The sequence below is a fragment of the Lysinibacillus sp. FSL M8-0355 genome (genome assembly GCF_038008985.1).
GTDB classification, from domain to species: Bacteria; Bacillota; Bacilli; order Bacillales_A; family Planococcaceae; genus Lysinibacillus; species Lysinibacillus fusiformis_D.
Map to the genome: position 1 here is coordinate 229,370 of NZ_JBBPAI010000001.1, position 16,127 is coordinate 245,496.

The following is a 16,127-nucleotide window of genomic DNA, read 5'->3' on the forward strand; positions in this document are numbered from 1 at the left end:
CGTATCAAAGTTAGAAAACAAAAGAATAACCCGGCAATTAGAAAAATAGTAAAATTTTTGGAAAGTATTTTCTTTTTCATCATAAATAATAGATTTCGACAAATAGAGTTATTTCTCCTTCAAAAGTAATGGTTATTCTATCAATTCTTTTAATAATTATACGATAATAAGTAAAGGAATAGTTTTTTAGGAGGGGTCAATGTGAGAATCGTGCTAGTAGATGATGAAATTTTACCATTAACGAGACTAAAAACCTTACTTGAAAAAAGTAATGTCCCGGAAATTGAAATAGTAGGAGAATACACCGATTCTCTAAAAGCAATTGAAGAGATCCAAACGCTACAGCCAAATGCTGTATTTTTAGATATCGTGATGCCTGATTTGGATGGTTTAGCATTAGGGGAAAAAATTCAAGAGTTATTGCCCGATGTAGAAATCGTTTTTACAACAGGGTTTGATCAATACGCAATAGATGCATTTAATCTACATGCTATTGATTACTTATTAAAGCCTGTACAAAATGTTCGTTTAGAAAAGACCTTAGAACGTCTAGAACACATAAATAATAAACATAAAAAAGTTCCGCCTAAACATACAATTATTAAGCTTTTTGGCGGTCTTAATGTTGTTACACCAGATGGTCATACACAGCTCATGAAATGGCGTACATCTAAAGCCAAAGAGCTATTTGCCTTCATGCTAAATCACCGTGATGAAATGATTTATCGTGATACGATTTTAGAATTATTTTGGCCGGAGTCTGATATCGATAAAGCATCTAAGCAGCTTTATACAGCTATCTATACAATCCGTCAAACATTAAAAAATTATGGAATGGATGGTGTGCAAATTTCAAGTCCTTTGCTGAATTCTGGCTATAAGCTCTTAGTTGAAAATGTTGTAGTGGATGTAGAACAGTGGCTGTCCTGTTTAAAATCATTACCCCCATTACAAGAGACATCAGTTGATGAACATGAAAAAGTATTCCAAATGTATACAGGTGATTATTTAGGAGATTGCGATTATCTATGGGCGGAAAGTGAGCGAGAGCGCTTAAGAAGATTGTGGTTACACCATGCTCATCAGCTAAGCGAGTTTTACATAAAAAATGAGAACTACATGGCTGCAGTAAAGGTACAGGAAAAAGTCCAGGCACTTTTTTCTGATGCAGAGGAAAACTACTTCACTTTAATGAAGCTATACGATCTTCTAAATAATACAGCTGCTGTTGAGGAGCAATACTGGTTATTAAAAAAAATGCTTCAGGAGCATTTGGCAGTGGAACCAAGCGAGGAAATTGAGAGTTGGTATGAAAGCTGGAAACAAGCAAATGCTATGCCTCATGCTCAAACCTTTAGTTAAACTACATGATTTTGTTATGAGAGGCTCTGTCATAGACAGAGCTTTTTGTTTTTAATAGTTCATAAGACCCTTATTAAAAAATGTATATTGGTTGTAGATTTGTCCATATTTCTCTCTATAACTCTGTAAAATTCTACTTTATTCGCTAAATATTTTATTGTGATACAACCTTTCATCCTTTATCATTATTATAAAAGTGGGGGTGTTAGTTATGAAAAAATCTAAAGGTATTGCATTAAAACTATCTTCCCTAATTATAGGATTATTTCTAGTTTTATTTTTATCCTATACAGTGACAACGGGAATTATTATAAAAAATCAAAGTGTGGAAGACTCAGAATATGCAACGGTGCAGGCTGCTGAATCTTCGGCTGCTATTATGAGTGAACGTTTCAAGAAAGCAAATACGGCATTGCAAACAACAAAGCAAATCATTGAAAGCATGCAGAAGAATAATGCTTTATCTTCCAAGGGTGTCTTAGACATTATGGAAAATAATCTAGCTAACAATGATGATTTACTTGGTGTTGGAGCAATCTTTGAGCAGGGTTCTATTATGTTAGATGCAAATGCAGAGGCTACTTTAGTCGATTCCAAAAAACGTTTTGGACCATACCTAAGCAAAGATGATAATAAGATCAGCACCACTTTAATTGAAGGGGTCGATGATAAAAGTGTTTCTGAATGGTACTGGGTGCCAAAAGAAGACGGACGCGCAGTTTTAACGGAGCCGTATGATTACAATGTAAATGGAAAGAACGTATTAATGACAACCATTTCAGTGCCGTTAGTCAATGCTTCTGGATCGTTTTTTGGTGTATTGACGGCGGATGTATCGATAGATTTTTTAAATGGATTAACAGAATCTGTTGCACCAGAGGGTGGTTATGCGGGCATTATTACGAATAAGGGTGTACTGACAGCCAACAGTTTTGGTGAAGAGCTAGATGGGCGCAATATGCAAGAGGACCCAGCTTGGACAAGTATTAGTAAGACCATGGAAAATGATGAGCTTACAAGTATGTACGTTGATTCTAAACAGTTTAAGGAAAAGGCATTTAATGTATTTGCCCCAATGATTTTAGAGGATATTGACGAGACGTGGACTGTTCAAATTGTATTGCCTGAATCAAAAATTCTAGAGACATACAACCACGTCTTTGTATTTACAATTATTTCTTCTATTATTATGGTTGTTTTGATGACAGTTGCAAGTGTGCTATTCATTTACAAACAGTTAAAGCCACTCCAATTTTTGCGTGCATCCATTGAAACAGCTGCAGAAGGGGATTTAACACAAAGAGTAGAGGAGAAATATATTAAGTCTGATGAGATTGGTGCAGTTGCACTGGCTTATAATAATATGCTGGATAAAACCAATAGTGCAATACAAACAGTGCTAAATTCTACGACATTATTGAACCAATCTTCTAATCAAGTGCATGAGGTCTTTAATGAAATAGTAGCTTCAAGTCAAGAGGTTTCAGTAGCAATCAATGAAATTGCACAAGGTGCATCGAAGCAATCAGAGGATACTGAAGAAACCAATTATCGAATGATGGATCTATCTGATCAGATTGATGCCATTACGTCACTATCCAATGAGATGGATGAGCTATCTCATAAAACAAGTGCAACGACAGAAAAGGGATTGCATGAGGTTAATAGTTTACGTGAACATAATATAGAAACAAATGAGATGAATGGGCGTATTCAACAGCAAATGGAATCATTAGCTTCTAACATTGCCAATATTAATCAAATCATCGCTTCTATTCAAAGCATTACAGAGCAAACGAATTTGTTAGCTTTAAATGCAAGTATCGAGGCAGCTCGTGCTGGCGAACATGGAAAAGGGTTTGCAGTAGTAGCAGAGGAAGTAAGAAAGCTAGCAGAGCAATCTAAAAATGAAACAGAAATTATTAAGAGTACGGTAGAAAGTATTCTCGAAAATTCCCAACAAACAGTAGCTGTTATTGCTTCGAATGCAGATTTAATGCATTCTCAAAATGAGTCCGTACAAAGCACACAAATGGCCTTTAAAGATAGCAGTGACTTGTCACGTTCAATTGCAGCTTCCATTAGTGAACTAATGAGTAAGCTATCTAGTATGTTAGAGCATAAAAATCAAGCAATTATGGCCATTCAAAGTATATCTGCTATTTCAGAGGAAACAGCTGCCTCTGCTGAACAAGTAAGTGCTTCTGCAATGGATCAACAAGCAGAGTTACAAAAAGTAGCAGAGTCTATTCAAAATATGAATGATATATCAAATGAACTGCAAGAAGTCGTAAATCGATTTAAGCTAGCGTGAAGAAAAAGGCTGCCTAAAATATATAGGCAGTCTTTCTTAATGGTGAAGGGAAGAGACATTGACCTGTTAGCCATTCAGCACTACTATAATGAAGGGAAGGGGGTCATCAATATGATGTATCTCGGAATGATTTTCTTTCAAATTGTTGCACCTATTTTAGTGTTGCTTGTACTTGGCGCTATACTACAAAAGAAATTTCGTTTTAACTTAAAAGCATTGTCTCAGCTTATTACATATTGCTTTATGCCAGCCGCTGTTTTTGTGAATTTATATGAAACACGTGTAGAGCTGTCTGTTCTGGGAGAAGTCGGGTTATTTATTGTGCTTTTTATTGGGAGTCAAATGATACTCAGTCATTTTTTAGCGAAAGGGCTTGGTTTGGCCAAAACGGAGGCAGCCGTCTTTAAAAATAGTGTTGTGCTCATTAACTCTGGAAATTATGGTATTCCAGTGGCCCAAATGATTTTTGTAACACAACCTATTGGTGTAGCCATTCAGGTCATGCTCGTTATATTTCAAAATATGACAACTTATACATATGGTTTGTACAATTTAATTTCCTCTACGAAATCGGGTATGACAATCATCAAAGATTTCTTTAAAATGCCCATTATTCATGCGCTAATTATTGGTGTCGCTATGAACTATTTTAATATTGGTATACCGCAGTTTATCAAAATACCTGTAGAGCATGTCGCAGATGGATTTATTGCTGTAGCCTTAATTACATTAGGCGCACAATTATCACAGCTTGAAATCAAATCTATGTTTAATAAAACGGTTTTTGTTAGCTGTTTTACAAGATTAGTTATCGGACCAGCTGTAGCATTGGTCATTATTTATGTATTGGGGTTAGATGGAGTTGTCGCACAATCTCTGTTTATAGCCAGTGCCTTCCCAACATCTCGCAATAGCTCTAGTCTAGCATTAGAATACGATGTGGAATCAGCTACAGCTGCGCAAACTGTTTTATTTTCAACCATTGTGAGCTGTCTAACGGTAACGATCGTGATTTATCTTGCGGAAGTATTATTTACTTAGTTGGATGAAAATTTTAAAATATTGAATGGAAAACTTCCATCTCTTAGAAATATCTGCTACACTAGCATCAAACTAAATAGTATTAACTAGGGGAGTCTGATGAGTCAGGCTGAGAGGGAAACGCTTAGAAGTTTCTTGACCCTTTGGACCTGATCTGGCTCATACCAGCGTGGGAAAGTTAAGAAGCTATTGCATCGTATGTCGTGTGCAATTACTAGACCTTTACATTCATGGCCGGATCCAAAAAAATATTTTGGATTCGGCCTTTCTTTATTTGTTGGAGTGAGCTAGATTTTCGGTCCTTGTATCAAATTACATTTAAGGGAGAGAAGTAGCTCATGTCAGTAGTTAGTGAAAAGAACATTACGATTATGTCTAGCTTTGAAGGAAGCAAAAAAGTGTATGTGGAAGGATCACGTCCAGATATTTTAGTACCTATGCGTGAAATCGCATTAAGCCCAACGACTGGTAGCTTTGGGGATGAAAAAAATGCCCCTATTCGAGTATATGATACGAGTGGTCCATACACAGATCCGAATTATCACGTTGATATTACAAAGGGTCTGCCTGCTTTGCGACGTGCATGGATAGAAGAAAGAGGAGATGTTGAGGAATATGAGGGGCGTACGATTAAACCTGAGGATAACGGTTTTCGTCGTGTTGATGATCCGCGCATTCAAGAAAATGTTTTCCCTGAATTGGAGCGGAAGCCTTTACGTGCAAAAAGGGGTAAAAATGTAACACAGCTTCACTATGCACGAAATGGAATGATAACGCCGGAAATGGAGTTTGTGGCGATACGTGAAAACATGGATCCTGAATTTGTTCGTTCAGAAATTGCAGCAGGTCGGGCTATTATGCCTTCTAATATTAATCACCCTGAGGCAGAGCCGATGATTATTGGTCGCAACTTCCATGTGAAAATCAATGCAAACATTGGAAATTCCGCGGTGTCGTCGTCAATAGCAGAAGAAGTTGAGAAAATGACATGGGCTACACGCTGGGGTGCCGATAATATTATGGATCTCTCGACTGGTAAACATATTCATACAACGAGAGAATGGATTATTCGAAATGCTGCAGTGCCAGTGGGAACGGTGCCCATTTATCAGGCTTTAGAAAAAGTAAATGGCATAGCCGAGGATTTAACGTGGGAAGTTTATCGTGATACGCTCATTGAGCAAGCAGAGCAGGGGGTTGATTATTTCACGATACATGCGGGTGTTCTTTTACGCTATGTACCTCTTACAGCAAATCGTGTAACAGGCATTGTGTCACGTGGTGGTTCAATTATGGCACAGTGGTGTTTATTTCATCATCAAGAGAATTTCCTTTATACACATTTTGAGGAAATCTGTGAAATTATGAAGACATATGATGTTGCTTTTTCTTTAGGAGATGGCTTACGCCCAGGTTCCATTGCAGATGCCAATGATGAGGCCCAATTTGCAGAGCTTGAAACGCTGGGTGAATTAACACAAATCGCTTGGAAGCATGATGTTCAGGTGATGGTAGAGGGGCCAGGTCATGTACCGATGCATTTGATAAAGGAGAATATGGACAAGCAATTAGAAGTTTGTAAGGAAGCGCCTTTCTATACATTGGGCCCATTAACAACAGATATTGCGCCAGGATATGACCATATTACCTCAGCTATTGGTGCAGCGATGATTGGCTGGTTTGGTACAGCGATGCTCTGCTATGTGACACCGAAGGAGCATCTTGGCTTACCTAATCGTGAGGATGTTCGAGTAGGAGTTATTACTTATAAGATTGCTGCCCATGCAGCTGATTTAGCGAAAGGACACCCAGGTGCACAACAACGGGATGATGCATTGTCAAAAGCACGCTTTGAATTCCGCTGGCGTGATCAATTCAATCTATCATTAGATCCAGAACGTGCGGTTGAATATCATGACGAAACGCTTCCAGCAGAGGGGGCAAAAACAGCGCACTTTTGCTCAATGTGTGGCCCTAAATTCTGTAGTATGAGAATCTCACAGGATATTCGTAATTATGCTAAAGAAAAAGATTTAAATACGACTGAAGCTATTCATCAAGGTATGCAGGAAAAGGCAGAGGAGTTTAAAAAAGCGGGGAGTCAGATTTATCAATAATGAAGGAAGGCTTATGTCAAAGTATAGACATAAGCCTTTTCTAATCATAAAAAAGCTCCATGTGAATGACAGATTCACATGGAGTAAAAGTTGAATTTGGATATCAATAATAAGTGGACTATTAAACGTTAGTTGGTTGTTTTACATATGGGTTTGTAAGGTCCATACCTTCTAACGAAAGACCCATCGCTTTTGCGACACCCTCACCATATGCTGGGTCAGCTAAATAGCAGTGAAGGATGTGACGGCGTTTGATGAATTCTTCAACAGAAGCCATATCATTCGCTGTATTTTCAAATAGACGTTGTTGCTCTTCTGTAGTCATTAAACGGAACAGTTTACCTGGTTGCTCAAAGTAATTGTTATCATCTTCACGGAAGTCGTGAATACCTGCATGACCATCAATGCGTAATTCAGGCTCTTTATGGTCTAGGTTATGCTCCCATTCACCATAGCTATTTGGTTCATAGCCTAATGTAGAACCGAGGTTGCCGTCAAAGCGCATTGCACCATCACGATGGAAGGTACGGAATGGACATTTCGGTGCGTTAACTGGCAGCATATAGTGGTTTACACCTAGGCGATAGCGTTGTGCATCTGCGTATGCAAAGATACGACCTTGTAACATTTTATCTGGTGAGAAGCTAATACCAGGAATAATGTTAGATGGTGCGAATGCAGCTTGTTCAACTTCTGCAAAGTAGTTATCCGGATTTTTATTTAACTCGAACTCACCGACAGGAATTAATGGGAAGTCTTTTTTATACCATACTTTTGTTAAGTCAAATGGGTTGTATGGAAGCTCACGAGCTTGCTCCTCTGTCATAACCTGAATATACATTTTCCATTTAGGGAAATCGCCTTTTTCAATAGCTTCATATAGATCACGTTGTGAAGATTCACGATCTTGACCGATAACTTCAGTAGCTTCAGCACCTGTTAAGTTTTTAATACCTTGCTCTGTACGGAAATGGAATTTAACCCATACACGCTCATTTTCAGCATTGATAAAGCTATACGTATGAGAACCAAATCCATGCATATTGCGGTAACCAGCTGGAATACCACGGTCAGACATTACAATTGTCACTTGGTGAAGTGCTTCAGGTAATAGAGTCCAGAAATCCCAGTTGGAGTTAGCGTTTTTCATATTTGTACGTGGATCACGTTTAACGACATGGTTTAAATCTGTAAAGTGTAATGGGTCGCGGAAGAAGAATACAGGTGTATTGTTCCCTACTAGATCCCAGTTTCCTTCTTCTGTATAGAATTTAAGGGCAAAGCCACGAATATCGCGCTCAGCATCTGCAGCACCACGCTCACCAGCAACTGTTGAGAAACGTGCGAACATTTCTGTTTTCTTGCCAATCTCTGAGAAAATTTTCGCTTTTGTATATTGAGTAATATCATGCGTTACAGTAAAAGTACCAAATGCACCTGAGCCTTTAGCGTGCATACGACGTTCAGGAATTACTTCACGGTTAAAATTTGCTAATTTTTCAACTAACCATACATCTTGAAGTAAAAGAGGACCACGTGGACCTGCTGACATAGAGTCATGGTTACTTACTACTGGAGCGCCACCTGCTGTTGTAAAACGACGGCTACGATCATTTGCGTTTGTCATATTAGTTTACCTCCTGAAAAAAATATAAGTCAAACTCTTCATCTATAACTATAACAAATATAAAATAGAATTGCTAGTACATTATAATTATTATCGTTAAAGAATTTTTATATTTAAAGATAAACTATAAATATATGCGAAAGAAAGGTGTTTTATACATAGTTTTCACCAGAAATTTCACTTTTCTAATCTCCTTTTAAAAAATATTAGGTATGAAAATGACATGAATTTTAAGATAATGACTACATTGTAAAAACCTTTATTGAAAATAAAATGGACTAATTGAAAATTATTTCAATCAATTATCTTTTAGTTTTTTCGATATCGATTAGGCGTTATGCCGATTTGTTGTTTAAATATTTTAATGAAATAATTAGGATCATCAAAACCGTTTAAATGGGCAATTTCACTAATGGAAAAATCCGTTTCTAGCAGCATGTTAGTAGCATGATGAATTCTTATTTGCTGTAAATAGCGTTTAAATGGTAAGCCTTGCTTCTTTGAGAAAATGGTACTTAAATAATTTGGGCTGATTCCGAGCTTATGGGCGACGAAGGGCAGGGACAAGGAGCTATCATTAAATTGTTGATCAATTATTTCTAAAGCTAGTTCAACATAATCGGCTCGTTTCTCCATTCGAGCTTCCCGCGCTAATTCAATTAATGTTTGTGTGAAAGAAATAATGCCATTGAGAATTGTATAAAATATAGGATGTTCAATGATTAAGTGAAATAGCTGACGATAGCTTTGCTCGATAATTGCTTTTTCGTGTAATTTATATTTCAACATAAAGCGTCGAATTTGTGCTAGAACACTTGTTAAATGAATACGTAGATCATCTTGCTCATAATATATTCCCTCATTAGATAGCTGGTATAAAAATGTTTTAACGGCTTCAAGGTTTCCGTCTTCCAAACTACTGATTAACAATTGTTGCTCTTCTGGTGTTAATAAGGGATCAAAGGGCTGTGTTTCAATTTGTTTGCTTGCATAAAAAATATGACCAAAGCCTTCGTAAAAGCTTTGATGTAGTGCGCGCTTTGTTAATGTATACATGTTTTTGATGGTTGTCGGTGGCCCATCATAAATGCCAATATTTAAAGAACTATTACTAATTAACCGCCATTCCATCATAAGTGCACGGACATCCTTTTCTACCATCTTTATGTCACTTGTTTGAAAAAGGCATACAATTGTATTGGACAGAGGGTAGGTTTTCATATGGAAGTGGATAGGTGTTTGTTGTAGCCAATTGTAAAGCTTATTAAAAGTTTCGATATGTTCTGGCTCCATCATTGTGAAATGTATGGTCGTCTCAATTGAACTAGATTTGTTATCTAAAAATAATTGATAATAAAAGGAATCATTTGTAGTCTCCTGTGCATATTCCGTGACCTGTGGTGTGCGAAGAGAAATGGTTGTGAGCTTTTGTTTTAATAATTCTAAATCAATGGGTTTTACAAAGAGATGGGCCACTTGTAAATCTATTGCCTTCAATGCATTTTTAAATAAAGGTTCTGTCGTCATTGCAAGAATGGCACCAGATAGCTTTTGTAAATCCCGATAAAGAGCCGTTAAGCGATTATTAGGAAATAGATCGATATTTAACAGAATGGCGTCCGGTTCAAATAATCGAATTCTTTGGGGCACCTCTGAAATACTTGTGCACATTTCAATGAAGACGTCTCCAGGGAAATAGGTATGTAAAAACCACTTTATGCCTGCCAAGTCGGTAGGATCACGATCAATTAATAATAGCTTCATTACATCAACTCCTATAAAATATTCCAGTTTCATATAAAAATACGATTATATTATTAAAAATAACATAGGAATCTGAAAAAAATCTTCTTTTCTCTTTTAAAATTCTCTATATTCTGAAAAAAGTAGTGAGTACAATGTAAATAGAGTAATAAATCATCAGCAGAAACCACTTGTACAATGAAAACGCTTAAATGGAATTTAATGCTGAAGTTTTTAATATTACGACCAATAAATGAGGAGTTTTTATTTACATAGTTAGATAGGGAATAGGAGGATGTCATGTGAAATCGATCATCGAGCTTGATGGCAATACATTAACAAGACAACAAATTGAGGAAATCGTTAAGGGGCAAGCAACAGTTGCACTTTCTGTCGATAGTTTACAACGTATTCGTTTAAGTAGAGAGCGTATCGAGAAACGTTTAGCTGAAGGACAAACGATTTATGGAGTGAATACAGGCTTTGGGCAACTCAGCAATATAAAAATTGAGCAAGAGGATATTGAGCTATTGCAGCTGAATTTATTAAGATCTGATGCAACGGGTGTTGGTGAACCGTTCCCTACTGATGTTGTACGTGCAATGATGGTGTTACGTGCCAATGCTTTAGCTAGAGGATTTTCTGGCATTCGTGAGGAAACCGTACAGCTGTTATTGGAGTTTATTAATAAAGGGGTGCATCCGATTGTTCCGTCACAAGGTTCGGTGGGAGCAAGCGGCGATTTAGCGCCATTATCGCATTTGGCATTAGTGCTAGTGGGAGAAGGTAAGGCGGAGTTTAACGGAGAAGTTATGAGTGGAAGCGAGGCGCTACAACGAGCGGAGTTAACACCAGTTCGACTTCAAGCTAAAGAGGGGCTGGCACTTGTTAATGGTACGCAAGCTATGACAGGAATTGGTGTATTAACAGTCAATGAAGCTGAACGAATTGGACTTGCGGCGGATATGGCGGCAAGCTTGACGCTAGAAGCTTTAAAGGGCATTACGTCAGCATTTGATCCAGCGCTATTAGCAGTAAGGCCACATCCAGAATTAGAACTGGTGGGGGGACGTATTCGTAAGTGGCTTGATGGTAGTAAACGTGTCACAAAGCAAGGCGAAATTCGCATGCAGGATGCTTACTCGCTACGCTGTATTCCGCAAGTACACGGTGCTTCTTGGCAGTCCTTTTTCTACGCGGAGAATCGTGTTCAAACTGAAATGAACGCGACTACAGATAATCCGATTGTTTTAGAAAGTGGTGAGGTACTATCGGGTGGTCATTTCCATGGTCAGCCAATTGCCTTGGCAATGGACTTTTTGAAGATTGGTGTAAGTGAATGGGCTAATATTTCAGAACGTCGTACAGAACGTATGGTAAATCCACATCTTAACGAAGGATTGCCGCCGTTCTTGGCAACAAACCCTGGGATTGAATGTGGACTAATGATTGCACAATATACAGCAGCTTCTATTGTCTCAGAAAATAAAGTATTAGCTCATCCTTCTAGTGTGGATTCTATTCCTACATCAGGTAACCAAGAGGACCATGTAAGTATGGGAACAACATCGGCCCGTCAAGTACGTCAGATTGTTCACAATGCGGCTCGCGTTATCGCAATAGAATTAATTTGTGCTTCTCAGGCAATCCATTTAGATAAGGCGGAAGAGCAATTATCTCCAACAACACGTAAATTCTTAGAGAAAGTGCGTGAATTCTGTCCACCTTTATTAGCAGATCAACCAATAGGTGACGAAATTGAAGCATTGGCGAAATACTTACTAGCAAGTAATGATCTAGTAAATGAGTATGTGTAAATAGGATTGAATGAAATAGCAAAGGCTGAGGCAAGACTCGTTAATCCGAGTCACCTCTGCTTTGGATATAATTATATGCTTTTGAGTCTGAATATTCAGTCTTTATTTCGGTGTCTACACTTTCAAACTAATAGTATTTTTATGAAAAGGAGCGTGTTTTTATGGTATTCAAAACAGATATTCGTGCACCGCGTGGAAGTGAACTAACATGTAAGGGGTGGACACAGGAAGCGGCAATGCGTATGTTAATGAACAATCTAGATCCAGAGGTGGCTGAGAACCCAGATGAGCTGATTGTGTACGGTGGTATTGGAAAGGCTGCTCGTAACTGGGAAAGCTATGAACAAATTATTGCTTCTTTAAAAGAATTAGAGAATGATGAAACACTGCTGATTCAATCAGGGAAGCCAGTAGCTGTATTCCGTACGCATGAGCATTCTCCCCGTGTATTAATTGCCAATTCAAACCTAGTACCTGCATGGGCAAATTGGGATCATTTCTATGAATTAGAGGACAGAGATTTAATGATGTATGGGCAAATGACTGCGGGTAGCTGGATTTATATTGGTGCTCAGGGCATTTTACAGGGAACTTATTTATCATTCGTAGAAGCAGGGAAGAAGGTATTTGGCACTGCTGATTTACGTGGTAAATTCATCCTAACAGGTGGTATGGGCGGTATGAGTGGTGCACAGCCGTTAGCTGGGAAAATGGCAGGCGCTGTAATCTTAGTCGTTGAAGTGGATCGTGCCCGCATTGAACGTAAAATAAAAGAAGGATACTGTGATTACATCGTGGAGACTGTGGATGAAGCCATTGCATTAGTCGATAAATTACGTAATCAGAAAGAGCCAGCTTCTATTGGTCTTGTAGGGAATTGTGCAGATGTCAATCGTGAGCTGTTAAATCGAGGGATTATTCCGGATTTTGTGACGGATCAAACATCTGCACATGACCCGATTAATGGCTATGTACCAAATGGCATGACATTTGAAGAAGCATTAGCACTTCGGAAATCGGACGTTAAAACGTATGAGCACAAAGCGAAAGAAACAATGGCAGAGCATGTTCGTACAATGCTAGCGTTTCAAGATGCAGGTGCAGAAGTATTTGATTATGGAAATAATATTCGTGCCTATGCCAAAGAGATGGGTGTAACGAATGCCTTCGATTTCCCGGGCTTTGTACCAGCCTATATTCGTCCACTATTCTGTGAAGGAAAGGGACCATTCCGTTGGGCGGCTCTTTCAGGAAACCCTGAGGATATTTATAAAACAGATGCACTTGCGAAAGAGATGTTCGCTGAAGACGAAGGTCTAGTCAATTGGATTGATATGGCGCAAAAAATGGTTAAATGGCAGGGGTTACCAGCTCGTATTTGCTGGTTAGGCTATGGTGATCGTCATCGCTTTGCATTAAAGGTAAACGAAATGGTTGCGAATGGTGAATTGTCAGCACCGATTGTCTTTGGGCGTGATCATTTAGATTCAGGTTCAGTCGCATCACCAAATCGTGAAACAGAAGGGATGATGGATGGTTCGGATGCAGTATCGGATTGGCCAATTTTAAATGCGCTTGTAAATACTGCTAGTGGTGCGAGCTGGGTGAGTGTGCATCATGGCGGTGGTGTAGGAATGGGATATTCACAGCATGCAGGTCAAGTACTAGTTGCGGATGGATCGGCGCTTGCTGCTGAAAAAATCGCACGAGTATTGATTTCGGACCCTGGCATGGGTGTTGCCCGTCATGCTGATGCAGGCTATGAGATTGCGATTAATACGGCAAAAAACAAAGGTGTCCATATACCAATGTTAAAGGGTGATGTGAAGTGACCATTCTAATTAGAAATGCCAATGAAGTAATTACTTTGAGAAGTAATGCACAAGGACCGCGTACGAAAGAACAAATGCAGGAAATTGCGGTAGTAGAAAATGGCTGTGTACTAATTGAAGAAGATCGTATTGTAGCTGTTGGAGCTTTTGAACAACTGGAAGTAGATTTCCCTGATTTAGTAAGGAAAGCAGACATTATTGATGCTACTGGTAAGATTGTGATGCCAGGTTTAGTAGATTGTCATACCCATTTAGTGCATGGTGGAACACGTGAACAAGAATTTAATATGAGACTTAATGGTTCTACCTATATGGAAATTATGAACGCAGGTGGCGGTATTCATGCTACAACAAAGCGTACACGAGAAACCAGCTTTGAAGAATTATATGAAAAGACGATGCAGCATTTAGATGTATTTTTAAAGCATGGTGTGACAACTGTTGAAGCAAAATCAGGTTATGGATTGGATTGGGATACGGAAAAGAAGCAGCTAGAGGTAGCGAAACAATTACAAGCTACACATGACGTTGATATTGTTAGTACGTTTATGGGTGCGCATGCAGTACCACGCGACTATAAGGAACGTGAGGATGAATTTGTTGATGTTGTAATCCATGACATGTTGCCCAAGGTGGCAGAGCTAAAACTGGCAGAATTTAATGATGTATTTTGTGAAAAGGGTGTCTTTACACCAGAGCAATCTCAGCGCATTTTAGAGGCTGGCAAAGCTCTTGGCTTAACACCGAAAATACATGCTGATGAAATCGAGCCTTATCAAGGAGCGGAGCTTGCTGCCGAGGTGGGAGCTATTTCGGCAGAGCATTTGCTGGTTGCTTCTGATAAAGGAATTCTAAAAATGGCTGAAGCGGGCACAATTGCTGTATTACTGCCAGGAACTGCATTCTTTTTACGTGCACCATATGCAAGAGGACGTCTAATGATTGATGAAGGGGTGCCTGTAGCAATATCAACAGATTTTAACCCGGGATCATCACCGACAATGAGTTTACCATTTATTATGAATTTAGCCTGTATGCATATGGGCATGACATTGGAGGAAGTGTTAACTGCGACAACGATTAATGCAGCTTATGCATTAAATCGAGGCGAACAAATAGGTTCCTTGGAAGCGAATAAAAAAGCTGATGTACTTATTTTAGATGTTGCCAACTATAAGCAGTTACAATATTTCTATGGTATGAACCATACACATACAGTTATCAAAAATGGGCAAGTTGTTGTACAAAACGGCATTCTACTGAATAATCGATAAAAAATGGGCATAAATAAGGCTGAGGAAGCTTTATTTATGCTTTTTTAAAATTGAGTTGCAATTACCTTGAAGGAAGATTATAATACAATTAAATAGTAATTATTTAATTACAAATTACTTGACCTTGTAATCAATTAAAGGGGTTATACAATGACAAAATTCCGTACTGAGGAAGAAGTGCTTAAGCATTATGATTCTTCAAAATATCAAACACCTGATGGATATACCGCAGATATTGCCATTTTTACAATTACGTCAGAGAAAACAGAAGAAAAGGCGCCGCCCAACATGACGCTTAAGATTATGCTAATTAAGCGTGCGGCTAAGGATGCTGATGGAAATCCGAATATTGAAGGAGGGAAATGGGCACTCCCAGGAGGATTTGTAGATGCCGATCAAAAAGAAACAGCCTATATCGCAGCTAAACGAGAATTAAAAGAAGAAACCAATGTTGAAGGTTTGCATGTTCAACACTTTGGTGTTTATGATCAAATCGATCGAGATCCTCGTGGTTGGATGATCTCAAATGCATTTTACGCAATTGTTCCTGAGACATATATTGAACAACGTCAAGCAAATGATGATGCGGCTGAGGTAGAACTGTTTGATATAGAAAGTGTATTTACACTTCAACTAGCCTTCGATCATAGAAAAATTATTACAGATGCGTTGAATTTTATTAAAAGAGATATGATTCAAACAACCGTTGCTAAAAATTTTTTACCACAAGCATTCACTTTGTCAGAATTACAGCGAGTACTTTTAACAGTTGGGGAAGATCCTCGAATTTCTAATGATTCGGTGTTCTTTACAAAAGCACCCAAATTACCTTTTATCGAAAAAATATTAGATGAGGAAGGCAAACCGAAGAAAACCAAACGAAATTCATTCAGACCTTCGCAACTATATAGATTTAATAATTTTGAAATGGTGGAGTCCATTTATCATTAGGAAAGATCCGTCTTTCCTGATTGTTTTAAATGTAGTAATTTGTAATTTA

At 38.4% G+C, this 16,127-nt stretch carries 10 protein-coding genes and 1 riboswitch; of the genes, 8 read left to right on the forward strand and 2 right to left on the reverse strand.

The window, feature by feature from the left end:
- The first annotated feature begins 201 nt into the window (after window positions 1-201).
- The 4 genes from MKY46_RS01075 (at window position 202) to thiC (ending at window position 6,834) form a co-directional block, all read left to right on the forward strand.
- On the forward strand, window positions 202-1,362 hold the full coding sequence (locus MKY46_RS01075) for a response regulator (protein WP_036125634.1): 1,161 nt from the start codon (window positions 202-204) through the stop codon (window positions 1,360-1,362).
- Window positions 1,363-1,573: 211 nt separating this feature from the next.
- Window positions 1,574-3,676: a methyl-accepting chemotaxis protein gene (locus MKY46_RS01080; RefSeq protein ID WP_036125636.1), complete on the forward strand. Its 2,103-nt coding sequence runs from the start codon at window positions 1,574-1,576 to the stop codon at window positions 3,674-3,676.
- Between the two features lie 111 nt (window positions 3,677-3,787).
- Window positions 3,788-4,717, forward strand: coding sequence for an AEC family transporter (locus MKY46_RS01085; RefSeq protein ID WP_036125640.1), 930 nt, complete (start codon window positions 3,788-3,790; stop codon window positions 4,715-4,717).
- Between the two features lie 78 nt (window positions 4,718-4,795).
- A riboswitch (TPP riboswitch) is annotated at window positions 4,796-4,910 on the forward strand.
- A 145-nt stretch (window positions 4,911-5,055) separates the two neighbouring features.
- Window positions 5,056-6,834: a phosphomethylpyrimidine synthase ThiC gene (gene thiC / locus MKY46_RS01090; RefSeq protein WP_036125643.1), complete on the forward strand. Its 1,779-nt coding sequence runs from the start codon at window positions 5,056-5,058 to the stop codon at window positions 6,832-6,834.
- Between the two features lie 121 nt (window positions 6,835-6,955).
- On the opposite strand, the gene MKY46_RS01095 is transcribed toward thiC, so the two are convergent.
- On the reverse strand, window positions 6,956-8,461 hold the full coding sequence (locus MKY46_RS01095; protein ID WP_036125644.1) for a catalase: 1,506 nt from the start codon (window positions 8,459-8,461) through the stop codon (window positions 6,956-6,958).
- Between the two features lie 309 nt (window positions 8,462-8,770).
- On the reverse strand, window positions 8,771-10,225 hold the full coding sequence (locus MKY46_RS01100; protein WP_036125647.1) for a helix-turn-helix domain-containing protein: 1,455 nt from the start codon (window positions 10,223-10,225) through the stop codon (window positions 8,771-8,773).
- A 281-nt stretch (window positions 10,226-10,506) separates the two neighbouring features.
- On the opposite strand from MKY46_RS01100, the gene hutH reads away from it, so the two are divergent.
- The 4 genes from hutH (at window position 10,507) to MKY46_RS01120 (ending at window position 16,078) form a co-directional block, all read left to right on the forward strand.
- The gene (gene hutH, locus MKY46_RS01105) at window positions 10,507-12,021 is read left to right on the forward strand and encodes a histidine ammonia-lyase (protein ID WP_036125650.1); all 1,515 of its coding nucleotides are present in this window, start codon (window positions 10,507-10,509) and stop codon (window positions 12,019-12,021) included.
- A 161-nt stretch (window positions 12,022-12,182) separates the two neighbouring features.
- The gene (hutU, locus tag MKY46_RS01110; RefSeq protein ID WP_058844643.1) at window positions 12,183-13,853 is read left to right on the forward strand and encodes a urocanate hydratase; all 1,671 of its coding nucleotides are present in this window, start codon (window positions 12,183-12,185) and stop codon (window positions 13,851-13,853) included.
- Window positions 13,850-15,127, forward strand: coding sequence for an imidazolonepropionase (gene hutI, locus MKY46_RS01115; protein ID WP_036125121.1), 1,278 nt, complete (start codon window positions 13,850-13,852; stop codon window positions 15,125-15,127). Before hutU ends, hutI begins: the two co-directional genes overlap by 4 nt.
- Before the next feature lie 150 nt (window positions 15,128-15,277).
- Entirely contained in the window at window positions 15,278-16,078 is an 801-nt protein-coding gene (locus MKY46_RS01120) for an NUDIX domain-containing protein (RefSeq protein WP_036125123.1), read from the forward strand.
- The last annotated feature ends 49 nt before the right edge of the window (window positions 16,079-16,127 follow it).